Source organism: Pseudomonas laurylsulfatiphila, assembly GCF_002934665.1.
Lineage (GTDB): Bacteria > Pseudomonadota > Gammaproteobacteria > Pseudomonadales > Pseudomonadaceae > Aquipseudomonas > Aquipseudomonas laurylsulfatiphila.
Map to the genome: position 1 here is coordinate 463,366 of NZ_NIRS01000006.1, position 24,466 is coordinate 487,831.

18 protein-coding genes are annotated in these 24,466 nt (G+C 60.9%); 8 read left to right on the forward strand and 10 right to left on the reverse strand.

Annotation, left to right across the window (positions count from 1 at the left end; translation table 11 throughout):
• Positions 1–31 precede the first annotated feature (31 nt).
• The gene (locus CD175_RS24370) at positions 32–4,573 is read left to right on the forward strand and encodes a membrane-targeted effector domain-containing toxin (protein ID WP_104450760.1); all 4,542 of its coding nucleotides are present in this window, start codon (positions 32–34) and stop codon (positions 4,571–4,573) included.
• A gap of 84 nt (positions 4,574–4,657) precedes the next feature.
• On the opposite strand, the gene guaA is transcribed toward CD175_RS24370, so the two are convergent.
• From guaA to CD175_RS24410, 8 genes are all read right to left on the reverse strand, one after another.
• Entirely contained in the window at positions 4,658–6,235 is a 1,578-nt protein-coding gene (gene guaA, locus CD175_RS24375) for a glutamine-hydrolyzing GMP synthase (protein ID WP_007973927.1), read from the reverse strand.
• Between the two features lie 99 nt (positions 6,236–6,334).
• Positions 6,335–7,804, reverse strand: a complete 1,470-nt coding sequence (gene guaB / locus CD175_RS24380; protein ID WP_104450761.1) for an IMP dehydrogenase — start codon at positions 7,802–7,804, stop codon at positions 6,335–6,337.
• Positions 7,805–8,031: 227 nt separating this feature from the next.
• Complete coding sequence (locus tag CD175_RS24385; RefSeq protein WP_007973932.1) at positions 8,032–8,580, reverse strand: hypothetical protein; 549 nt, start codon at positions 8,578–8,580, stop codon at positions 8,032–8,034.
• Positions 8,581–8,765: 185 nt separating this feature from the next.
• Complete coding sequence (purT, locus tag CD175_RS24390) at positions 8,766–9,947, reverse strand: formate-dependent phosphoribosylglycinamide formyltransferase (protein ID WP_007982831.1); 1,182 nt, start codon at positions 9,945–9,947, stop codon at positions 8,766–8,768.
• Between the two features lie 77 nt (positions 9,948–10,024).
• Positions 10,025–10,492: a VUT family protein gene (locus tag CD175_RS24395; RefSeq protein ID WP_104450762.1), complete on the reverse strand. Its 468-nt coding sequence runs from the start codon at positions 10,490–10,492 to the stop codon at positions 10,025–10,027.
• A gap of 134 nt (positions 10,493–10,626) precedes the next feature.
• Complete coding sequence (locus CD175_RS24400; protein WP_104450763.1) at positions 10,627–10,842, reverse strand: DUF1289 domain-containing protein; 216 nt, start codon at positions 10,840–10,842, stop codon at positions 10,627–10,629.
• Positions 10,839–11,363: a gamma carbonic anhydrase family protein gene (locus CD175_RS24405; protein ID WP_104450764.1), complete on the reverse strand. Its 525-nt coding sequence runs from the start codon at positions 11,361–11,363 to the stop codon at positions 10,839–10,841. Before CD175_RS24405 ends, CD175_RS24400 begins: the two co-directional genes overlap by 4 nt.
• A gap of 45 nt (positions 11,364–11,408) precedes the next feature.
• The gene (locus tag CD175_RS24410; protein ID WP_007973942.1) at positions 11,409–12,008 is read right to left on the reverse strand and encodes a CoA pyrophosphatase; all 600 of its coding nucleotides are present in this window, start codon (positions 12,006–12,008) and stop codon (positions 11,409–11,411) included.
• A gap of 147 nt (positions 12,009–12,155) precedes the next feature.
• On the opposite strand from CD175_RS24410, the gene CD175_RS24415 reads away from it, so the two are divergent.
• The 7 genes from CD175_RS24415 (at position 12,156) to nagE (ending at position 20,901) form a co-directional block, all read left to right on the forward strand.
• The gene (locus CD175_RS24415; RefSeq protein WP_104450765.1) at positions 12,156–12,707 is read left to right on the forward strand and encodes an NUDIX hydrolase; all 552 of its coding nucleotides are present in this window, start codon (positions 12,156–12,158) and stop codon (positions 12,705–12,707) included.
• A gap of 122 nt (positions 12,708–12,829) precedes the next feature.
• Positions 12,830–13,333, forward strand: a complete 504-nt coding sequence (locus CD175_RS24420) for a L,D-transpeptidase family protein (RefSeq protein WP_007973946.1) — start codon at positions 12,830–12,832, stop codon at positions 13,331–13,333.
• A gap of 284 nt (positions 13,334–13,617) precedes the next feature.
• Entirely contained in the window at positions 13,618–14,349 is a 732-nt protein-coding gene (locus CD175_RS24425) for a GntR family transcriptional regulator (protein WP_007973947.1), read from the forward strand.
• Between the two features lie 34 nt (positions 14,350–14,383).
• Positions 14,384–15,490 carry an N-acetylglucosamine-6-phosphate deacetylase gene (nagA, locus tag CD175_RS24430; RefSeq protein ID WP_104450766.1) on the forward strand — a complete coding sequence of 369 codons (1,107 nt, stop codon included), beginning with the start codon at positions 14,384–14,386 and terminating at the stop codon, positions 15,488–15,490.
• Entirely contained in the window at positions 15,471–16,493 is a 1,023-nt protein-coding gene (locus CD175_RS24435) for an SIS domain-containing protein (RefSeq protein ID WP_104450767.1), read from the forward strand. The genes nagA and CD175_RS24435 overlap by 20 nt, the downstream gene beginning before the upstream one ends.
• A 135-nt stretch (positions 16,494–16,628) precedes the next feature.
• Positions 16,629–19,145, forward strand: a complete 2,517-nt coding sequence (gene ptsP / locus CD175_RS24440; protein WP_104450768.1) for a phosphoenolpyruvate--protein phosphotransferase — start codon at positions 16,629–16,631, stop codon at positions 19,143–19,145.
• A gap of 40 nt (positions 19,146–19,185) precedes the next feature.
• A complete protein-coding gene (gene nagE / locus CD175_RS24445) occupies positions 19,186–20,901 on the forward strand; it encodes an N-acetylglucosamine-specific PTS transporter subunit IIBC (RefSeq protein WP_104450769.1) in 1,716 nt (571 codons plus the stop codon).
• A 105-nt stretch (positions 20,902–21,006) separates the two neighbouring features.
• Here the strand turns inward: nagE and CD175_RS24450 are convergent, their stop codons facing one another.
• Together CD175_RS24450 and CD175_RS24455 are read right to left on the reverse strand one after the other, a co-directional pair.
• On the reverse strand, positions 21,007–24,003 hold the full coding sequence (locus CD175_RS24450) for an autotransporter family protein (protein ID WP_104450770.1): 2,997 nt from the start codon (positions 24,001–24,003) through the stop codon (positions 21,007–21,009).
• A 146-nt stretch (positions 24,004–24,149) separates the two neighbouring features.
• On the reverse strand, positions 24,150–24,461 hold the full coding sequence (locus CD175_RS24455) for a YqfO family protein (RefSeq protein WP_104450821.1): 312 nt from the start codon (positions 24,459–24,461) through the stop codon (positions 24,150–24,152).
• Between the last annotated feature and the right edge of the window lie 5 nt (positions 24,462–24,466).

Consider the following 24,466-nt stretch of genomic DNA (forward strand, 5'->3'; position numbering starts at 1 on the left):
GGCATTCGAATTCTCAAGGAAAGAGAGTGCAATGAACTCGACACAAACCCAGCCGTTGCCCAACGCCGCCGACAAGGCCGCCCTCAAGGCAATCGCCACCACCGTGATCCAGACCTGCCCGAGCCTGCAGGACACAGCCCACGAAGTCGCCAGCAATCTGCTGAAGAAGTACCACGTCACCGGCCTCGATCCGGACAAGGTCTATTTCCACCGTTTCGACGCTTCCCAAAGCAGCTCGAAAGCCTTCACTGGCTGGGAACACGTGCACGCCACGCCAACGTCGACCATGACCCTGACGCAACTGGTGATCCAGCGCTTTCGGGTCGGCGACCAGGACAATGCCGACCTGCTCGACGTGTATGGCGGCTTCTACACCGCCGGTCCCAATGCCGGTACGTTCAATGAAAGCAACGAAGTGCGCCTGCATGGCAACGAAGTGCTGAAGGACTTCTGGAACATCAATTTCAGCTCGCTGTACGAGGAACGACTGACCACCTTCTGGACCAGGTCCGGCGACGATTTCCGCACGCTGGCCAAATGCAACTTCCTCATCAAAGCCGTAAAGGCCCGGGACAAAGGCCAGTTGAGTGACGAGGATTTCCAGTACGTCACTCAAGCCGTAATCGGCCCTGTCACCTGGCCCGTCAGCCTGCAGATGCTGCAAGCGCTGCACCCTTGCGCCGGCAACGTTCGCAGCCTCGATGTCGCCGGCTACGTCGCCATCAATGCGCTGCGCATTGTCGCGCCCAAGGGGCGGCAGATCGTCTACCTGCCCGGTGAGATCAATGCGTTCACGGTATTGGAAACCGCGACGGACATGCACTTCTGGGTGTTGCAGCAGATGAACAAGAAAGAAGTGCGCCGGCAGTTCATGACGCACTTCTCCCAGGCTGACCGGCAGGCAATCGACGAGAACATCACCGACCTCATGAACCGGCTGGTGAGCACCTGGGGCCAGTACGATCATCACCTGATCAACCAGGAAGATCAGGTCATCAGCGGCGATGCCTTCACCTGGCTGCGCGACTCGACCAAGGACGCGATGTTCGCCGAAGCCGCGCTCTCGCTGACCTCCAATGGCGATCTGCGCAAAAAGCTCTGGCTCGGCTACCTCAGCGCCGGTGTGAAAGTCTTCGGCCCGATGGCGGTGGTCGGTTGGCCGGTCGCCCTTCCCGTGATCGGCGCCAGCATCGCCAGCATCGGTCTGAACATCGATCAGGCGGTGAACGGCAAAACCGCGCAAGAGCGCAAGGCCGGGATCCTTGGTGCGGTGCTCAGCGGCATTGATTTGCTGTTCAACCTGCTCGTCCTCAAGGGCCCGGGCTCGCTGGAGGAAATCGGCCCTGATATCGAAGCAGCCGAGGCCAAGGAAATGTCCGATCTGATTGAATCGACCACACCCGCGGTTAAACCAACACCGATCGAAACCGGTTTGCCCGCCGACCGCACGCCAACGGTACCGGACAGCTTCAGGATCGACGTGCCGTTGTCCGAGGACTCGCTGATACGAGAGCCCGGCAAGTTCCAGGGCATTCATCAGCTCGCTTCCAACCCTTCCACCGCGATCGAGCTCAACGACAGCGCGTACTTCGTGCGCTACGAAAGCGATCTCAACGGTCGCGGACACTGGGCAATCATCGACCCGGCCAACCCCAACGCCTTTTCCGGTTCGATTCCCGTGCGCCTGGGCGTCAATGGCAAGTGGGAAGTCATCCCGCGCCTTGGGTTGCAAGGCGGTTTGGAGGTGCCCCCTGTTTCGGATGCCAGCGCAACAGGCGCGCCCGTCGTCGAAGAGTGGGCGCAATCGCAGGGTATCCATGTACCTGGGCTTGATGCCCCCGAAATGAGGCGTTGGGCACTCGGCGGCGCCGAGGTGCGCACGGCATTCACCACCGAATCAGGGGCAACGGTGTCGGTGAGCGAGTTCGATCTGGCCCAGGATGTACCTCGCCGAAACCTGATCAGCGATGCCAACGCGTATTACCAACTTCATCCACCGACGCTCCGCCTGCCAAGACCTGCCGCCGAACTGATCAAAACCCCTGCTCAACTGCTCGACACTGTGTTCGCGAGCAAGCCGGGGCTGGTCTTCGGCGAGAGCCGCGGCGCCATCGGCAGCAAACAGTTCCTGATCAAGAACATGCCCGAACTGGCTCGGCGTGGGGTCAAGACGCTGTACTTGCAGGAACTGCTGGCGAACGCCAATCAGCTCGACCTGGACGCCTTCGCCCGCAGCGGAGAAATGTCCGAAGAACTGGAGAACTACCTGAACAAACTCGACTTGAAGGCGGGCAACGATCCCGAAGGTCAATTCAATCTCAAACAGTTGGTGAAAGCGGCCAATGCCCAGCGCATCCGGGTTCAGGCCATCGACATGTCCACCACCTACAACGTCAATGACGACCCGATCAACCCGAAACCGCAAAACCAGATGGTGCGAGGTTTTTTCGCCAGTGAGGTGATCAACTTCAACGAACAACTGAAGGGTCCAGCGAAATGGGTTGCCTTGGTCAATCAAGAAAACATGACGGCATTCAGAGGTTACCAAGGCATCAGCGAACAGACCGATGCTTTGAGCGTGCGCATCGTTGACGTCACGCCAGGACGGGCGCTGCCTGTCAGTTCCGATCCCGGTTTGACGGTAGAGTTTGCCGACTATCCGGACTCCCCTGTTTATGAAATGGACGGTGTGGCCGATCCCGACAGCCTCCAGGCCCGGATCAAAGGCGACTGGTGTGTGCAAGTGGAAACCCCGTGGGCCTACAGAACGCCACAAGACCTGCGGGGGCTGTTGCCGGAACCGGGGATGTTCACCTTCCAGCGCTACCGCAGCAGCGTGCTGGTGGTTTATCGCAACGCCGAAGGGCACATGGCCGACAGTGTTATCCGCTGGACACCCGGCGGCAGGATCAATCTGGATACCCCGCTCGCGCCGGCCTACGAGTCCATGACGGTGGATAATTACGAAGAACTGAAGCAGGCATTGATTACAAAAGGCATGCGGCCAATGGGCTGGCCGGTACTTCAAGACGTGGCAGAGGCGCTGCCTGACATTCCGCGACCGACCATTCCCTCCAACTGGCAAGCCAACGAACTGCTTGAAGGTGAAACGATGGTTGATGAGCCCGGAAAATTCCAGGGCATCTATCGACTCAACTCAAACCCTTCAACCGCCATCATGCTCGATCACACGCCTTACTACGTGCGTTGGGAAGCCGACCTCAACGGCGGCGGGCACTGGGCCGTCATCGACCCGGAAAACCCCCACGCGTTCTCCAACTCGATCCCCGTGCGTCTCAACGCCGAGGGTGAATGGCAAACCATGCCACGCGTTGGGCTCAACGGTGGTGGCAAGACACCTGTGCTGCGCTTGCCCGCCTCGGAGTACGACATGCCCGAGCAGTTGAAGGCCGAACTGAAAAGCGGTGCGAACGGGCAGGACGACGAGTCGTTACGCGACTTCTACGACAGCCTCAACGAGCACGATCCCTACCGTGATTTCAAGACGATCAGAAAACGCCTGCATCGCGATGCCACAAGATTTTATGCCGAACTTCAATTGCCTCCACGCCCGCCGATTCCGGCTCTCAATCCCGACGCCAGTGCCGAAGAGATCATCGAGAAAATCCTCGAGCACGCCCGAGGCCTGGTCATCGGCGAAAGCCATAGCTCTATCGCCAGCAAACAGTGGTTGATCGAAAACATGGAACTGCTGGCCAACAAAAACGTGAAGACCCTGTACATGGAACATCTACTGACAGATTTCCATCAAGCGGCGCTGGATACGTTTTTCGAAACAGGGACGATGGCGAAAGACCTGGAGAGCTACCTCAACGCACTCGATGTCGGCAACATGACCGATCCGCTGGGGCACGACACGTTTCTGCAACTGGTCAAACAGGCCCGTCGTTTCAAGATTCGTGTGCAGGCCATCGATTGCATGGCGAGCTACCGGCTCAATGGCATGGAGAGGGTCGGATCCCTGGAGCCTGCCGTTGAGCCAACGGCGCGACAGAAAATGATGAACTACTTCGCCCGCTCGATCATTCGCAGCGACCAGGCCTTGCGTGGCGCACACAAATGGGTGGCGTTGATGGGCAACTCCCACTCCAACAGCTTCGAAGGTGTGGCGGGGGTCAGCGAACTGGAAGAAGCCATCGGCATTCGCGTTGAAGACGTCGCCGAAGGTGCGCCGGCAGGTATCGATACCGATCCGGGGAGAATCCTTCCCCTGGGCGGCACCGAGTTTGATCGCAGCGCATTGGTCAGAGGTGACTTGCGCTTGCGAATAGAGGCGCCATGGACAGCACAGACCTCGTCGGAAATCGAAGCCGCCCTGCCTAGGCACGGGATGTACACCTTGAAACTGCAACCGCGCATGACCTTCCTGGTTCATCGCAGTCGCAGCAATGCAATCGTGCGCACACTGATCGAAAGCAACAACGGCCACTTCTACATCGTTCGTGCGGAATGGCCCTCGGTCAGCGGCAAGCGCTACGCCAGCATCAAGGCGCTGCTCAACGGGCTGGACCAAATGGGCATGACATTGGCCGGCTGGTCGAAACCGCTGTAACCCGGAAACAAAAAAGCCGTGTGAAATCTGATTTCACACGGCTTTTGCTGTTCCAGCCTTCAAACCCTCAAGGCTGGCGCGGGATCACTCCCACTCAATAGTCGCCGGCGGCTTGCTCGACACGTCGTAGGTGACGCGGGAGATGCCTTCGATTTCATTGATGATGCGGCCGGATACGGTTTCCAGCAGTTCGTAAGGCAGGTGTGCCCAACGCGCGGTCATGAAGTCGATGGTTTCCACGGCACGCAGGGCCACGACCCAGGCGTAACGACGGCCATCGCCAACAACGCCAACCGACTTCACTGGCTGGAACACCACGAAGGCCTGGCTGACCTTGTGGTACCAGTCGGCCTTGCGCAGTTCTTCGATGAAGATGTGGTCGGCACGACGCAGCAGGTCGGCGTATTCCTTCTTCACTTCACCGAGGATGCGCACGCCCAGGCCCGGGCCCGGGAACGGGTGACGGTAGACCATGTCGTACGGCAGGCCCAGTTCCAGGCCCAGACGACGGACTTCGTCCTTGAACAGTTCGCGCAGTGGCTCGACCAGTTTCAGGTTCATTTCTTCCGGCAGGCCGCCCACGTTGTGGTGCGACTTGATCACGTGGGCCTTGCCGCTTTTCGCGCCAGCCGACTCGATCACGTCCGGGTAGATGGTGCCCTGGGCCAGGTACTTGATGTTGTCCAGCTTGCAGGATTCGGCATCGAACACGTCGATGAAGGTGCGGCCGATGATCTTGCGCTTCTTCTCCGGGTCGGCTTCGCCGGCCAGGTTGTTGAGGAACTGGTCCTCGGCGTTGGCGCGGATCACCTTGACGCCCATGTTCTCGGCGAACATGGCCATCACTTGCTCGCCTTCGTGCAGGCGCAGCAGGCCGTTGTCGACGAACACGCAGGTCAGCTGATCGCCGATGGCCTTGTGCAGCAGTGCGGCAACCACGGACGAGTCAACACCGCCGGACAGGCCGAGCAGGACGTTGTCGGTGCCGACCTGGGCGCGAACCTGGGCGATGGCGTCTTCAGCGATCTTCGACGGGGTCCACAGCGCTTCGCACTCGCAGATGTCGAGGATGAAGCGCGACAGGATGCGACCGCCCTGCTTGGTGTGGGTCACTTCCGGGTGGAACTGCACGCCGTAGTAACGGCGCTCGTCGCTGAACATGCCGGCGATCGGGCAGCTCGGGGTGCTGGCCAGGATGTGGAAGTCTTCCGGCATCCGGGTGACTTTGTCACCGTGGCTCATCCATACGTCGAGGCCGAACAGGCCGTCGGCGTCGATGTGGTCTTCAATGCCGTCGAGCAAACGGCTCTTGCCAACCACGTCAACGCGGGCGTAACCGAACTCACGCAGCTCGGAACCTTCAACCTTGCCGCCCAGTTGTTCGGCCATGGTCTGCATGCCGTAGCAGATACCGAAGACCGGCACGCCCAGATCGAAAACGGCTTGCGGGCAGCGAGGGCTGTTGGCTTCGTGAACCGACTCCGGGCCACCGGCGAGGATGACGCCTTTAGGAGCGAACTCGCGGATCGCATCTTCGTCCATGTCGAACGGATGCAGTTCGCAGTACACACCGATTTCGCGCACGCGGCGGGCGATCAGCTGGGTGTACTGGGAACCGAAGTCGAGGATCAGGATGCGGTGAGCGTGAATGTCGAGGGCCATGATTCAGTCTCGTCTAAAAAATTCGGAAACAGTCGTGATTCAGAAACAACTCGGGGCTGATTAAAACAGCCCCGGTTGCTTAGCTTGTTGCTTGAAGGCTCAACCTACGCGGTAGTTTGGCGCTTCCTTGGTGATCTGCACGTCGTGGACGTGGGACTCGGCCATGCCGGCGCCGGTGATCCGCACGAACTCGGGCTTGGTGCGCATTTCTTCGATGTTGGCGCTACCGGTGTAGCCCATGGAAGAACGCAGGCCGCCCATCAGTTGATGGATGATGGCGCTCAGGGTGCCCTTGTACGGAACACGCCCTTCGATGCCTTCCGGAACCAGCTTCTCGGCGCCTGCCGAGGAGTCCTGGAAGTAACGGTCGGACGAACCCTGGGCCTGGGACATGGCGCCCAGCGAACCCATGCCGCGATAAGCCTTGTAGGAACGGCCCTGGAACAGTTCGATTTCGCCCGGCGCTTCTTCGGTACCGGCGAACATCGAGCCCATCATCACACAGGAAGCACCGGCCACGATGGCCTTGGACAGGTCACCGGAGAAACGGATGCCGCCGTCGGCGATCAACGGCACGCCAGTGCCTTCAAGGGCAGCGGCGACGTTGGCGATGGCACTGATTTGCGGTACGCCGACACCGGCGACGATACGGGTGGTGCAGATCGAGCCAGGGCCGATACCGACCTTGACCGCGTCAGCGCCGGCTTCGGCCAGGGCCTTGGCGGCAGCGCCGGTGGCGATGTTGCCGCCGATGACCTGCACTTCAGGGAAGTTCTGCTTGACCCAGCGAACGCGATCGATCACGCCTTTGGAGTGACCGTGAGCGGTGTCGACCACCACCACGTCAACACCGGCGTTGACCAGGGCCGCGACGCGGTCACCGGTGTCTTTACCGGTACCGACGGCAGCGCCAACGCGCAGACGACCTTGATCGTCCTTGCTGGCCAGCGGGTAAGCCTTGGCTTTTTCGATGTCGTTGACGGTCATCATGCCTTTGAGGGCGAACTTGTCGTCGACGATCAGCACGCGCTCGATGCGGTGCTTGTGCAGGAGTTCACGCACATCGTTCTTGTCGGCGCCTTCCTTGACCGTGACCAGACGCTCTTTAGGCGTCATCACTTCACGGACAGTGGCTTCCAGACGGTTCTCGAAACGCACGTCACGGGAGGTGACAATGCCGACCAGGTCGCCATTGTGCAGCACCGGAACGCCGGAGATGTTGTGCATGCGGGTCAATTCGAACAAATCACGCACCGTGGCATCAGCCTCGATGGTGATCGGGTCTTTTACGACGCCGGCTTCGAACTTCTTGACCTTGCGGACTTCGGCAGTTTGCTGCTCGATGGTCATGTTCTTGTGGATGATGCCGATACCACCTTCCTGAGCCATGGCAATTGCCAGACGGGCTTCAGTGACGGTGTCCATGGCGGCGGAGACCAGTGGAATATTCAGCTCGATGCCACGGGTAAGGCGGGTCTTGAGACTGACTTCGTTAGGAAGCACCTCGGAATAACCGGGCACTAGGAGAATGTCGTCGAATGTCAGAGCTTCTTGGCTGATACGCAGCATCGCGGGGGCTCCCGAGCGGGAAAATGGAAGCGCGCCATTATAGTCAGACACCCCCTCGGGTTCAATGTAAAACTCTGACTATTATTGGCATTACTGACATACGGGGATTAATGCCCGAATCTACGGGATTCACCACGTTCCTGTAGGAGCTGCCGAAGGCTGCGATCTTTTGACTTTGATTTTCAGAAACAGGATCAAAAGATCGCAGCCTTCGGCAGCTCCTACAGTCAGAGTTCGACTTTGACCCAGCTCACCGGTTGATCGAGCCAATCGGCGAATTCGTCGAGAAAGCTCTGCTTGAACCCGGCTTCGGCCCAGTTGTTGAAGATGAATCCGAGGTTGGAGAAGCCGCATTCCTGCAGGAACAGAAAGCCGTTGATGTCGTCTTCATGCCCGCATTCCGGGCAGGTGAAGTTATCGGTGCGCCCCGGCATCCAGTCTTCCAGGCTTTCGAACAGGGCTTCACCGACCTCTTTGCGACACTCGGCGCAGCCGGCTTCTTCAAGGAAACCCTTGGCTGGCGTATAGATGCAGCGTTTGGTAATGATCTCCAGGCCATTGACCGGCTCGCCGAACGGCAGGGCTTCGGGGTGCAGGACCACTGCGCGAGCACCGTCGGCGATGGCATGGGCCATGCGATTGCCGGTGCGACCACAGGTTGTCAGCTCTTCCTGGATGATGTTCTTGCGCACCAGCCAGCGCACAACGGCCCGGGCCCGGGGCTCGTGCACCGGCAGGGTGGAGATTTTCGGGACGATGATGCTTTGGGAATTCATGGGGTACAGGCCTGGAGCATTGATAAATGACCTGTAGGAGCGAGCCTGCTCGCGATGGTCGTTAACGATAACGCGGGGAGTCTGGTTCCCCGCGGTGTTCTTGAGTCCATCGCGAGCAGGCTCGCTCCTACAGGTAAAGCAATGGTGCGATGCCTATAGAAGGTATAGGCCCGCCATAGCTGTTTTTACAACTCGACGACAACCGCCTGCGAAGCACGGGTCGCCTTGGCGCGGGCGGCTTCGATCGACTCGTCGCGCGCCAGGGCCACGCCCATGCGGCGCTGGCCGTTGACTTCAGGCTTGCCGAACAGGCGCAGCGCGGTATCCGGCTCGCTCAAGGCGGCACCGAGGTTGGCGAAAGCGGTCTGGGTCGACTGCCCTTCCACCAGAATCACCGCCGAAGCCGATGGCCCGAACTGACGGATCAACGGGATCGGCAGGCCGAGAATGGCCCGTGCATGCAGGGCGAACTGCGACAGGTCCTGGGAGATCAGCGTGACCAGGCCGGTGTCATGCGGGCGCGGCGAGACTTCGCTGAACCACACCTGATCACCCTTGATGAACAACTCGACGCCGAACAGACCACGACCACCCAGGGCTTCGGTCACGGCTTTGGCGACGCGTTCGGATTCAGCCAGGGCAATCGGGCTCATGGCCTGCGGCTGCCAGGACTCCTGGTAGTCGCCCTTCTCCTGACGGTGACCGACCGGTGCGCAGAAGGTGGTGCCGCCGACGTGGCGCACGGTCAGCAGGGTGATTTCGTAGTCGAAATCGATGAAGCCTTCGATGATCACCCGACCTTTACCCGCACGGCCACCTTCCTGGGCGTAGTCCCAGGCTTTCTGCACGTCATCGACGCTGCGCAGCAGGCTCTGGCCCTTGCCCGAGGAACTCATGACCGGCTTGACCACGCATGGGAAACCGAGGTCTTCAACGGCTTTGCTGTAGTCCTCGAAGGTGTCGGCAAAGTGGTACGGCGAGGTCGGCAGGTCCAGCTCTTCAGCGGCCAGGCGACGGATGCCTTCGCGGTTCATGGTCAGTTGCGCGGCGCGGGCGGTCGGGATCACGGTGAAACCTTCAGCCTCCAGCTCCACCAGGGTCGCGGTGGCGATGGCTTCGATTTCCGGGACGATGAAATGCGGCTTCTCGGCCTCGATCACGGCACGCAGGGCAGCGCCATCGAGCATGTTGATCACGTGGCTGCGGTGCGCCACCTGCATGGCCGGCGCGTTGGCGTAGCGATCCACGGCAATCACTTCAACGCCCAGGCGTTGCAGCTCGATCACCACTTCCTTGCCCAACTCGCCACAGCCACACATCAATACGCGGGTCGCGGTGGGCGACAATGGAGTTCCGATACGGGTCATCTGAAGGTCCTCAAGAAGCGGATCATCGAGGGAAGCACGCTTCCCATGGGGAGAAAGCGCGGCATTTTACATGAACTTCAGCTGACGACAGCCTGTTTGCGCAGGCGCCAGGCCATGATCAGCCACACGGCAGTGACCCCGGCGAATTTCGAACCCAGGGCGGTGAGGATCACCCCCGGCGTCAGGGCGTCGATCATGCCGAAAAAGATAAAGGTATCGAGGGGAATGCTCAGGGCCGAACTTATCCACAGGCGATCATGCAGCGGACGCTTGGTGATGCTGAACACCAGCCAGTCGATGCACTCGGAAACCGCGAACGCCGTGGCGCTGGCCAGGGCGATGGAGGGATCGGAGGTGGCGTAGGACAACACCAGCGCCACCAGCATCGCCACGAGGGCACCATGCCCGAAACGGGTTTGCACCATGTCGCGCAGGATAAACACCAGCCCGCCCCAGGCCGACCAGATGATGTCCAGGTGGGGGGCGGTGGAGAAGGCGAAGTTGATCAGCACGACGCTACTGATGTAGGTGATCAGGAAGAGCATGGGAGCAGTAGTACCTGTCAATTTTGTGCACAGGGTACCGTAGGAGCGAGCCTGCTCGCGATGGTCGTTAACGATAACGCGGGGGAATCTGGTTCCCCGCGGTGTTCTTGCGTCCATCGCGAGCAGGCTCGCTCCTACAACTGCGGTTTTGCCCCGATCATCCACACCAGCCCACTGACCTTGGCCCGCTCATGACACAACCCCAGCACCGTACGGCGCTCTTCATTGGTCATACGGCTCCAGCGGGTGATTTCCTCAACCGTACGCTGGCAACCGGTGCAGATATCATCGTCATCCAGCGCACAAATGCTCACGCAGGGCGATGCCACCGGGCGTTCGGGCGTGCTCATTCTTCCTGCTCGACCAGATCGCGGGCATAACGCTGTGAGTTGTGCACATAGTGGGCTGCGCTGGCTTCCAGCATCTTGATTTGCGGTTCGGTCAATTCGCGCACCACTTTGCCGGGCGAACCCATGACCAGCGATCCGTCCGGAATTTCCTTGCCTTCGCCGATCAGCGAATTGGCGCCGATGATGCAGTTCTTGCCGATCTTCGCGCCATTGAGAATCACCGCGTTGATGCCGATCAGGCTGTTGTCGCCGACGGTGCAGCCGTGGAGCATCGCGTTGTGGCCGATGGTCACGCCGGTGCCGATGGTCAGCGGATAGCCCATGTCGGTGTGCATCACGGTTCCGTCCTGGACGTTGCTGTTCCTGCCGATCAGGATCAACTCGTTGTCGCCGCGCAGTACAGCGTTGAACCAGACGTTGGCGCCCTCTTCCAGCCTGACCTTGCCCACCAGCACGGCATTGGGGGCGACCCAGCTCTGTGGATGGGTTTCGACACGGGCGTCGCCCAGGCGGTATTTCATTGTTGTATTCCTCAGGGCTCGGGCAGTGCCATTCGAACGATGGCTTCAGGTATTGATAAAGCTTTTGGGAGGTTGATGCAGGCTGATTTTGGCGTCATACAGCAGGTTGATCAACTCGACGATCATGATCGCCGTCAGCCCCCAGATCTTGTATTCGCCAAAGCGATAGCTCGGCACGTACCAGCTGCGGCCCTGATAGTCGATGCGATGGGTATGTTCGCGGGGGTCTTTGCGGAAGAACTCCAGGGGTACGCTGAACACCGCGGCGATCTCGGCATCATTGGCCCGGTATTCGACAAAATCCGGGATCACCCCGACATAGGGCGTGACCATGATGCCATGCAGGCTGATCAGCGGGCTGAGCGGGCCGATCACCTCGACCAGCCCCGGCGGCAGGCCGATTTCTTCCTCGGCTTCACGCAGGGCGGTGAAAATCAGGTCGGAGTCTTCGGGGTCGCGGCGACCACCGGGGAAGGCGACTTCGCCGCCATGGGTCGACAGGCCGCTGGCACGCAGGGTCAAAACCAGCTCGGGCTCGTCACTGCGGGTGATGGGCACCAGCACTGCGGCCTCGGGAAAACGACGATCGGTCTCCAGCGTGCGTGGAGTGTGGTTACTAACCCGATGCAGTAGCTCGTCCAGCATGAGTGTTCTCGATTTGTGCCTTACCCGGCATCATGCACCAATCGCTGCGGTCGCCCAACCCCCGCAACCGCCCCATGTCGCGAAACGACAACTTGCCGACCGGCACCGCCGCACGCCAAGATAGGCGCAGCATTCAGGAACCCCAGCATGAAATTTTGCAGCCAGTGCGGTAACCCGGTGACCCAACGCATTCCCGAGGGCGATTCACGCCTGCGTTTTGTCTGCGACAGCTGTCAGGTCATTCACTACCAGAACCCCAATATCGTCGCCGGCTGCGTGGCGACCTGGGGCAGCAAGGTGTTGCTGTGCCGGCGGGCCATCGAGCCGCGCCGCGGCTACTGGACCCTGCCCGCCGGTTTCATGGAGAACGGCGAGACCATCGAACAGGCCGCCATTCGCGAAACCGCCGAGGAAGCCTGCGCCCGGGTGCGCAACCTGAGCATCTATACCCTGATCGATGTGCCACACATCAGCCAAGTGCATGTGTTCTTCCGTGCCACGCTTGCGGACCTGGATTTTTCTGCCGGCCCCGAGAGCCTGGAAGTGCAACTATTCGACGAAGCGGACATTCCTTGGGATGAGCTGGCTTTCCGCACGGTGGGCCGTACCTTAGAATGCTTCTTCGCTGACCGGCGGACCGAGGTCTATCCCGTACGGTCTGAATCGATTCCGCCGCTTGCTCAGCCTGCCATTATCTGATGCCATATTGGTATCATTCGTAGCCGCTGAAAAATCGTCCGAACGCGGCCCGAGCCTTCGGCAGCTCCTACATAAAACATCTATAAATAAATAGTCGCGACACCTCCTGGGGAATCGTTTCAATGCGCTGGTTGCTTGCCTTGTTCTGTTTGTCTTTCGTTGCGGTGTCCCAGGCTTCTGCCCTGGAACCCCTGGACGGCAAGGTCATCGAGAAAATCCTGGTTCTCAAGTCTTCCCATCAATTGCAATTGATCAATGACGGCAAGCCGCTCAAGACCTATCGCATTTCCCTGGGCAAGCGTCCCAAGGGGCCAAAACTGATGGAGGGCGACAAACGCACCCCGGAAGGCCTCTACTGGGTCGACTGGCGCAAGGTCAGTGATAAATTCAACCTGGCGATGCACATTTCCTACCCGAACATCAGTGACTCGGCCCGCGCCCGCCGTGAAGGCGTCGAGCCCGGCGGCATGATCATGATCCACGGCACCCCGGACACCGAAGACACCCCGGAAGACCTGTTCCACACCCTGGACTGGACCGACGGCTGCATCGCCATGCGCAACATGGACATGCGCGAAGTCTGGAACCTGGTGCCGGACGGCACGATGATCGAAATTCGTCCGTAATTCCCTCGACCATTGGTCGGCATCAAAAAATAAAATCAAAAGATCGCAGCCTGCGGCAGCTCCTACAGGGTGAATACCATTTCGCTCTGTAGGCGCTGCCGCAGGCTGCGATCTTTGTCGTTTTAAAGCCTACCGCTAATACCACTTCAAACCACCCCGCCTCCAGCCGGCCACAATCGGCATATTCTTGTAAAACAACCGCGTTGACATGGTATGCAAGTGGTATTAGTTTCGCCTCACAACCGGGCGACAACAATCCTATATCCGCATCGGACATTGCCTACATGAACGACCTACAGGCCCTGCGCCCCGACGACACCCAACCCACGCCGTTGTACCTGCAACTGGCACGCAATCTGGAAGCGGCGATCCATGCCGGCCAGTGGAAAGCCGAACAGGCCATGCCGTCGGAGCGCCATCTGAGCGAAACCCTGGGCATCTCCCGCGTCACTGCACGCAAGGCGCTGGAAGTATTGTTCGAACAAGGCCTGATCCGCCGTAACCAGGGCTCCGGTACCTTCATCACGCCGCGCCTCGAACAACCGCTATCGCGTCTGTCCGGTTTCAGTGAAATGCTCCGCCTCAAGGGTTTCGTGCCCGGTTCGCAATGGCTGGAGCGGGAAATCACCCTGCCGACACACGAAGAGCTGATCCGCCTCGGCCTGTCGCCCAACGACAAGGTCGCGCGCCTCAAACGCCTGCGCAAGGCCGACGACACCGTGATGGCCATCGAGATGAGCACCCTGCCCGCCTCGATCATCCCCAAGCCGCAATCGGTGGGCGACTCCCTCTACGAATTCCTCGACGGCATCGGCAAGCCGGTGGTGCGCGCCTTGCAGCACATCCAGGCGATCAACGCCTCGGACGAGTTCGCCGCGCTGGTCGGCATCGCCCCCGGCACCGCCATGCTGTTGATGACCCGGGTCGGCTACCTGGAAGACAACACGCCCATCGAAGTCACCGACACCTATTGCCGCAACGACTACTACGACTTTGTGGCAGAGCTGCGTCGCTGACAAACAGCCGGCCGCTAAAAACCGAGATCCCGACATGTCCGAAGACAACATCCTCACCGCCCGCGGCTGGGTTCGCGGCCGACTGGTCCACGCCCACGGCAAGGTCGTGTCCATCGAAGGCGTCCCTTGCGATCCGGCGGACAACGACCTGCCTTATCTGCTGCCGGGTTTCATCGACCTGCACGTTCACGGCGGTGGCGGCAAAGACATCATGGAAGGCACGCCCGCCTTCGAAACCATCACCCGCACCCACGTGCGCTTCGGTACCACGTCGCTGCTGGCCACCACCATGACGGCGCCGAGCGAAGAGATCGCCAGCGTGCTCGAAGCCGTCGGCGAATTCTGTGAGCAGCGGCCACAAGGTTGCGCCCGGGTGCTCGGCGTGCACCTCGAAGGCCCCTACATCAACCCCGGCAAGCTCGGCGCGCAACCCAACTTCGCCCATACCGCATTGATGGCCGAGGTCGAAGCTTACCTGGCACTGGCGCCGATCCGTGTGATCACCATTGCCCCGGAAATCGCCGGTCACGACGCCTTGATCCGCGACCTCAGCCGCCGCGGCATCCGCATGCAGATCGGCCACACCCTGGGCAGTTACGAGGAAGGCGTCGCGGCACTGGAGGCCGGCGCCAGCAGCTTCACCCACCTCTACAACGCCATGAGCCCACTGCATCACCGCGAGCCGGGGATCGTCGGCGCCGCACTGGCCCACGCGAAGTACGCCGAATTGATCCCGGACTTGCTGCACGTGCACCCCGGTGCCATCCGCGTCGCCCTGCGCTCGATCCCGTGCCTGTACTGCGTCACCGACTCGACCGCCGCTGCCGGCATGCCCGACGGCGAGTACAAACTCGGCAGCCACACCGTGACCAAGTGCCTGGGCGGCGTGCGCCTGCCCGACGGCACCCTGGCCGGCAGCACCCTGACCATGGATCAGGCCCTGCGCAACCTGGTGAAAATCGGCCTGCCCATCGCCGAAGCCTCGCAGCGCCTGTCGCAATTCCCCGCCGACTACCTCGGCCTCACCGAACGCGGGCGCCTGCAACCGGGGGCCTGGGCCGACTGCGTGCGGCTGGATCGCTCACTGAAACTGACCGCCGTCATGGTCGAAGGAGAAGACATTGACTTCAAAAATGCTTGAAGAGGCGCTGTCCTCGTTCGAGGCCGTGCAAGCCCAATTGCAAAAACTTGACCCGCAGATGATCGAGATCGCCGGACGCCTGCGTCGTCAGCCGCCGCAAGTGGCCATGACCGTGGCGCGCGGCAGCTCCGACCACGCCGCCAGTTACTTCGCCTACCTGACCATGCAGCTGCTGGGCATCCCGGTGGCGTCGTTGCCGATGTCGGTGGTGACCATGCAGCAGGCGCCGCTGAAGGTCAGCGGTCAGGTGGCATTCGCCTTCTCGCAATCGGGGCAAAGCCCGGACCTGGTCAACAGCCTGCGCCTGTTGCGCAAGCGCGGTGCCTTGAGCATTTCGCTGGTCAATGCCGAAGACTCGCCGCTGGAAGCCGCCTGTGAGTTCAGCCTGCCGCTGTGTGCCGGCACCGAAAGCAGCGTCGCCGCGACCAAGAGTTTCATCGCCACCCTGAGCGCCAGCGCGCGGTTGATCGGGCACTGGAAGGAAGACGCCGAACTGCTCGAGGCCGGTTTGGCCTTGCCCGAGGGCCTGCGCAACGCCGCGCAGCAGGACTGGAGCCCGGCCATCGAAGCCTTGCGCGATTGCCAGCGCCTGATGGTGATCGGCCGTGGCGCCGGTTTCGCCATCGCCCAGGAAGCGGCGCTCAAATTCAAAGAGACCTCGGCGATCCAGGCCGAAGCCTTCAGCAGCGCCGAAGTCCGCCACGGCCCGATGGCCCTGATCGGCGACAACTACCCGCTGCTGGTGTTTGCCCCACGGGGCGCCGAGCAGGCCGGTCTGTTGAGCCTGGCCGCCGACATGCGCCAGCGCGGCGCCCGTGTCCTGCTGGCCGCACCGGATGACGTGCTCGAGCGCGACCTGACCCTGACCCGCGCCGAACACCCGGCCCTCGACCCGATTCTGGCGATCCAGAGTTTCTACGTGATGGCCGCCGGCCTGGCCGTGGCCCGCGGCATGGACCCGGACCAGCCGCGGCACTTGAGCAAAGTCACCCGCACCCACTGATGACCGGTGCCCCGTGTGTAGGAGCTGCCGCAGGCTGCGATCTTTTGATTTTGATTTTGAAGATCAACAGATCGCAGCCTCCGGCAGCTCCTACACAAGCGTGCGAAGCGAACCTTTATTTGATGAGACCGAGCCATGCATAACAACAATAAAGAGCTGACTTTAAGCGCCCCGCTCAGCGGCCCGGTGCTCACGCTCGCCAAAGTCCCGGACCCGGTGTTTGCCAGCGGCGCCATGGGCGACGGCATCGCCATCGATCCGCTCAACGACACGCTCCACGCCCCCTGCGCGGGTGTGGTGGTGCATGTCGCGCGCACCGGTCACGCGCTGACCTTGCGTGCAGACAACGGCGCGGAATTGCTCCTGCACCTGGGCCTCGACACGGTCGAGTTGCAGGGCCATGGCTTCTCGATGCTGGTCAAGGAAGGCGCACGCGTCGCCAATGGTCAACCCCTGCTGCGCTACGACCTGGACATGGTCGCGCAACAGTGCAAAAGCCTGGTCAGCCTGCTGATCCTCACTAACAGCCAGGACTTTCAGGCGCGCCCCATCACCCTCAAATCGGTGAAAGTCGGTGAGCCGCTGCTGCACATCATTCGTCGACAGACATCGACCGCAGAGGTCGATGTCGAGTTTGCCGGCGCAGAGATTGTCGGTCACGTGCGCATTGCTCACCGTGGCGGCCTGCACGCGCGGCCAGCGGCGTTGATCCGTCAGACCGCACAAGGTTTCAAAAGCAAATCGCAGCTGCACTTCGCCGGCAAGTCGGCCACCTGCGACAGCCTGATCGGCCTGATGGGGCTGGCCATCGGCGAGCAGGCAGAAGTCCAGGTCAGTTGCCAGGGTCCGGACGCCGAAGCCGCGCTGCAAGCCTTGCTCACCGCGTTATCCACAGCCCTGGCCGAAGACAGTCACGCCGCCGCGCCACCGACGATCGCCCAACGCAATCGCCCCGCCGAAGCCGGTGTGTTGCACGGTGTCTGCGCAGCGCCAGGCCTGGTCGGCGGGCCGTTGTTTCGCCTGAATGCGATCAGCCTGCCAGTGGACGCCGGCGATCATGATCCGCAACAGCAACGGCAGGTTCTGGACGCGGCACTGAGCCAGGTTCGCAGCGAAATCGACCACACCTTGGCCCAGGCAAAAAAACACAAGGACAGCGCTGAAGAGGCCATTTTCGCCGCACACCTGGCACTGCTCGAAGACCCGGCCCTGCTGGACGCCGCCCGTCAAACCGTCGCCAAGGGCACGGCCGCGACCCACGCCTGGAGCCAGGCCATCGACGTGCAATGCGAAGTGCTCCAGCAAACCGGCAGCACATTGCTCGCCGAACGCGCCAACGACCTGCGCGACCTCAAGCAACGGGTGCTGCGCGTATTGCTCGGCGATACCTGGCATTACGACGTGCCGGCCGGCGCCATCGTCGCGGCCCATGAACTGACGCCCTCCGATCTGCTGCAACTGAGCCAGCAAGGCGTCGCCGGGCTGTGCATGGCCGAGGGCGGTGCGACTTCCCACGTGGCGATTCTGGCCCGGGGAAAAGGCCTGCCGTGCATGGTCGCACTGGGCTCGACGCTGCTCGATCAGCAACAGGGGCAACCGGTGGTGCTGGACGCCGACGGCGGCCGCCTCGAACTGACACCCGGCACACAGCGCCTGGCCGACGTGCGCCAGCTGCAACTGCAACAGCGACAACGCCGGGCCGAACAACAGGCCCAGGCGCACACACCGGCGCTGACCACCGATGGCCTGCACATCGAAGTCGCCGCCAACGTGGCGTCCAGCACGGAAGCGGCAGACGCATTGGCCAATGGCGCCGACGGTGTCGGCTTGCTGCGCACCGAGTTTCTCTTCGTCGACCGCCACACCGCCCCGGACGAACAGGAACAACACCAGGCCTATCAGGCCGTGCTCGATGCCATGGGCGACAAGTCGGTGATCATCCGCACCATCGACGTCGGTGGCGACAAGCAACTCGACTACCTGCCACTGCCCGCCGAGGCCAACCCGGTGCTCGGCCTGCGCGGCATTCGCCTGGCCCAGGTCCGCCCGGAACTGCTCGACCAGCAACTGCGCGCGCTGCTGCACCTGAGCCCATTGTCGCGCTGCCGGATCCTGCTGCCGATGATCACTGAGGTCGATGAACTGCTGCACATCCGCCAGCGCCTCGACGCCTTGTGCACCGAACTGGGCCTGGCGCAACGCCCGGAACTGGGGGTGATGATTGAAGTGCCGGCCGCCGCGCTGCTGGCCGAGCAACTGGCCGAACACGCGGATTTCCTGTCCATCGGCACCAATGACCTGTCGCAATACACCCTGGCCATGGACCGCGACCATGCCGGGCTTGCCGCACGCGTCGATGCGTTGCACCCGGCCCTGCTGCGGTTGATCGCCCAGACCTGCGCCGGTGCGGCGAAGCACAAGCGTTGGGTCGGTGTGTGCGGTGCACTGGCGTCCGACCCTCTGGCCACGCCGGTGTTGATCGGCCTGGGGGTTAGCGAGCTGTCGGTGAGCCCGGTACAGATCGGTGAAATCAAGGACCGCGTGCGTCATCTCGACGCCAGCGAATGCCGGCGCATCAGCCTGGGCCTGCTCAAGCTGAGCAGCGCCAGCGCCGTGCGTCATGCCTGTCACCAGCACTGGCCTCTGAGCTAGCTCTTTACAAAAGAAGAACAAAAATCCAGGGAGATCCGCCATGTACCAACTTTTCATTGAAGGCCTGCAACGCCTCGGCCGCGCGCTGATGCTGCCGATCGCGATCCTGCCGATTGCCGGCCTGCTGCTGCGCCTGGGCGACACCGATCTGCTCAACATCGCGATCATCCACGACGCCGGCCAGGTGATCTTTGCCAACCTGGCGATGATCTTCGCCATCGGCATCGCGGTCGGTTTCGCCAAGGACAACAACGGTACGGCGGGACTTGCCGGGGTGATCGGCTACCTGGTGATGATCGCCACCCTCAAGGTGCTCGACCCGAGCATCAACATGGGCATGCTCGCCGGGATCGTCAGCGGCCTGATGGCCGGCGCGCTGTACAACCGCTTCAAGGACATCAAGCTGCCGGAATACCTGGCGTTCTTCGGTGGTCGACGGTTCGTGCCGATTGTCACCGGGTTCGCCGCCGTGGGCCTGGGCGTGGTGTTCGGCTACATCTGGCCGCCGATCCAGCACGGCATCAACAGCTTCGGCACGCTGATGATGGAGAGTGGCAGCATTGGTGCGTTCGTCTTCGGCGTGTTCAACCGCCTGCTGATCGTCACCGGCCTGCACCACATCCTCAACAACATGGCGTGGTTCGTGTTCGGCAACTTCACCGACCCCACCACCGGTGCGCTGGTCACCGGAGACCTGTCGCGCTACTTCGCCGGCGACCCGAAAGGCGGCCAGTTCATGACCGGCATGTTCCCGATGATGATCTTCGGCCTGCCTGCCGCGTGCCTGGCGATGTACCGCAATGCCCTGCCGGAACGGCGCAAGGTGATGGGCGGGATTTTCCTGTCGATGGCACTGACCGCGTTCCTGACCGGCGTGACCGAGCCGATCGAATTCGCCTTCATGTTCCTCGCGCCGCTGCTGTTTCTGCTGCATGCGTTGCTGACCGGCCTGTCGATGGCCATCACCAATGCGCTGAACATTCACCTGGGCTTCACGTTCTCCGGTGGCTTCATCGACATGGTGCTGGGCTGGGGCAAGTCCACCAACGGCTGGCTGGTGTTCCCGGTGGGCCTGGCCTATGCCGTGATCTATTACGTGGTGTTCGATTACTGCATCCGCCGTTTCGACCTGAAGACACCGGGCCGCGAAACCAGCGCTGCCGCCCCGCAGGTAGCGGTGGCCGACAATGAACGCGCCGGGGCTTACATCAAGGCCTTGGGTGGCGCCGAAAACCTGATCACCGTCGGTGCCTGCACCACGCGTTTGCGCCTGGACATGGTGGATCGCAACAAGGCCTCGGATACCGATCTGAAGGCGCTCGGCGCCATGGCCGTGGTGCGTCCGGGCAAGGGCGGGAGTTTGCAGGTAGTGGTAGGGCCGATGGCCGATGCGATTGCCGATGAAATTCGCCTGGCGATGCCGGCGCTGGGGCGTGCCATCGTGTCGTCGCCGGCAGCAGAAATCGACGCGCCTGCACCCGCCGCCGTGGCAACACCCGAGGCGCAGCAATGGCTCAATGCGCTGGGGGGTGGCGACAATGTGCTGCAACTCGACTGCATCGCCATGACGCGCATTCGCCTGCAATTGGCCAATGGCAAGGCGTTGTCGGAGTGTGATTTGAAAGCGCTGGGTTGCCAGGGTGTGAGTCAGCTGGAAGGCGGGATCTGGCATCTGCTGGTTGGCGACAAGGCGGCGAGTTTGAGTGGGGCGTTGGAAGCGCTGGTCAATCGCAGGGAGGTCAGTGCCAAGGTTTGATCGACGACGTACACATTGTAGGCCAGCCCCTGCCCCGTCAAAAAACGGATCTTCTCGTTACAATAAAACCGCTGAAATCACTTTCCGCAGGTTTCCATTCAGCCCTTAGAAGCTCATCTGCCACTGCCCGGTCAGCGCTTGATTACGGCTATTGCTACCCACCTCTGCGTTGTAACCAATACTCAAGGTGTGGCGTGCAGAGATCCCGACGTCCAGACCTGCCCCGACCATCAAACTATCGCGGTCCAAAGCACTGCCCTGGACATTGAACCCGGAGCCGCCCAAAACAAAAGCCTGGCGGGTTTCATTTTCAACGTCGCCGTAAGTGTGGCGCCAGCCAAGGCTACCCCTCGGCGTTACGCTGATACCGTTCTGCAACTGATTGAGCTGTGCCAGGCGCACGCCGAAAGTGCTGCTGAAGTTGTCCTGAGTCTGGGTGTCGACGGCCAATGCGGCCAGGCCACCTTTTTCAGTGAACCCTTCGCGGTGATAACGCTGGTACCCCAGATTGGCGAACGGTTCGACGTTGAGCCGGCCACTACCCAGCAAATAGCCCAACTCGCCAAAGGCTTGCTGGCTGTCGGCATCGTAATTGCCTTTTGGCCGGTCGCTGAAGTCTTCGAACTCAACTGTTCGCTTGGTATCTCCGTCATGGCCGCTGTACGCCGCCCCCAGGCGTAACGCCAGAGGTCCATCCTGCCGCATGGCGTACGCGCCGACATGCCAACTGTGCAGCGTGCCCTCGAAGTTGTGGCTGTCGAGGTCAGTCTTCGAATAACCACCGAGTACACCCATGCGCCATTCGGGCGAGAGCGACCAATCCACGCCCAGCACACTGCCAGCCGTTCGTTGCTCAAGACCGGGCTCGCCATGTTCGCCATCCAGCTTGCCGTAGCCGCCGAGGCCCTGGAGCCAGACGCGGCCCTGTGCTCGAGGATCATTCAAGTTACGAACCGTGGCTGGCACGCCAGTGGCTGCCAACATTGGCGACTGCGAGGATTCCAGCCCAACCAGCAGGCCGCTGCCACTTCCCGTTTGCTGCATGGCCGAAAGCATGCTGGTACCGACCTGAGCGCTGGAATTGAGGGCTGCGCTGCCCAGATTGGCGAAGCTGCTGCCGGCGAGACTTTCAATGGCTGCACTGGCGCTGGCTCGGGAAGTACTCAACAGCGCGTCATACAACGGATTCTGAGTCTGCCACTCGCCCCAGAAATCGCGCTGACCGCCAATTGACTGAATACTGTCGACAGCCCGGGCGCCGTTGGCGGTTCGAGCGTATTCACTCAGATCGACATCGTTACGTGTATAGGTGATATCGACGCGAGTAGGCAGGTAGCTAACCTTCGGATCCACGAATGCGTAATAGTTTTCACCGGTCACATGACCGAAAGTGCCGGTGATGCTGCCAGCCTCCAGCACGGTGTATTGGCTGCGCCACGGGTATTCTCCGGGGGTGGTGTAAACCTTCAGGACAGAGCCGGTCAGGTTGGCATTGCCTGAAACCCGCGTCGTGGCGGCAGTGCCATCCGGGTTGATGCCAAACAGTAATATCGAGCCACGGCCCATATTCAGGTTGCCGTTGACTCTTGGCGCACCGATCGAGGTACTAGCGTTCAGGGTGCCGTTGATGTTCAGGTTGGAGACCGTCCCACCGCCACCGTAGGACGCGTATTGATCAACCGTGACATCACCGGCGATTCCTCCCTGGTTTATCAGCCCAGCACCGTTGTAGACATGCGCTCCCTCGCTGAAATCACCCGAGCCAGTCAGCGTCCAGGTGCCTTGCTGCACTTGTAACGATGCGAAGTTTCGACTCTCGCCAAAGCTGGAGTCGCCGAAGCCGCTGCCATCCATGACCAGCGTGTTGCGGCCACTGCCACCCTCCACCAGCCCCTCGAACCGACCGCCGCTTTTCAGCGTGAGCGTGTCATCACCGCCGCCCAGATCCAGCGCGATGCCATTGCTTCCGCCGATTATGCCGGCGTTGACAACCTGGTCGGCAAAATCGCCAATGAATTTCACACCAGCGCCGTTCAGGCCGCGGACGATGCCGTAGTTGAGCAACTGCGTAGCGGCCACCGCTGAGCCGCCGTTACCATCACTGACCACAATGCCGTTATTGCCTCCCCGAATCATACCGAAGCGCTGGCCTGGCAATAGGGAGCCGTAGTTATTCACCGTACCGCCGCCGATTGAGAGCGCTGCGTTACCCCCCTGAATCCCACCTGAATTAGTGATCCCGGCAACACGTTCAACGCGGATACCATTGCTGTGATCGTCGGCCTTGAGATCAACGTCGCCCCCCATGATGAGGCCAGTGTTGTTGAGATAAGCATTACCTTTGGAGTACACCCCTGCGCCATTGCCTCCAATGACGTTGCCCTGATTACTCAACCGTATGTCCTGCACGGCGGCAATGCCATGTCTGGCTCCGGATATCTGACCGTTGTTGGTGATCCGTACATCCACGGCTGCACCGATATCAATGCCGTTGAATGTGCCGGGGGCCTGGGTCGATTCGCGGGAAATGATCTCGCCGCCGTTGCTGATGTCAGCATGCGAGCCCGTTCTGATAGCGTCGCCACCCTCGGCGATAATCAGGCCGCCCTTGCTGTTGACGATCGTGGTTCTGGCGCGATCTCCGATTGCGGCACTGAAATCAAGCGCCTGCCCGCTGAGCGCACGAATGATGCCAGCGTTTGTCAGCGTGCTTTCACCGAAAGGATTCTGCGGGTTGCTAAATCGGATGGCACTCTGCGCGCCCTCGATCAACCCACCTGAATAATTGTTGATGTAGTAGTAACCCGAATCGACGTTTGCGTAGTGGGTCTCGATGGCATTCGCCGCGGTGGAGATGATCTGGCCATAGTTGAAAACATGCAGAGAGGGGATGGTGTTAAGGGAGGTACGCAAATCAACGGCAGTACCATCGACCACAACTCCCCCGCTATGAAATACCGTGAGGTTGTCAATGACAGTGAGCTGCTGCGGGGCTCCCGTAAAGGAGTCTATGAATGTCTCCTTTGCATTTACATGGCAGGACAATCCACTGCAGGTGATCAGGGCAATACGCAACGCGAGGTGATGGTGTACGAACGACATCGATGAAATCCTTTTCTTGTAGCCCGCCATCGTCGTCTATAGCGCTTTGATATTACAAGTGACCCTTTGATCAAAATCTGAGATTTGCAGGCAAAAAAAACCGCTGATTTAATCAGCGGTTTTTTTTGTTTCAACAGCAAAAAAGATCAGAAATCTTCAAGCTGCCACACCTCATAAGCCGGTGTCTCATACGGATGACTGAGCTTCAACGCGGCAACAACAGCCACGATCAACTCATCCGCCACCACAAGCTCAACCTTCCACTCCTCGACCCGCTCAACCTGCCCTGCCTCGCCAATGAACGGCTGACTGCCGTCCAAAGGTCGAAACTGGCCAGTGCCAAGCACTTGCCACGCACAGTGGTCATAGTCCCCGATCCGCCCACCACCGGCAGCGAATACAGCGTCCTTGACCACCTCGACATGACTGTCAGGAACAAAAAAAGCGAGCTTGTACACGGCGC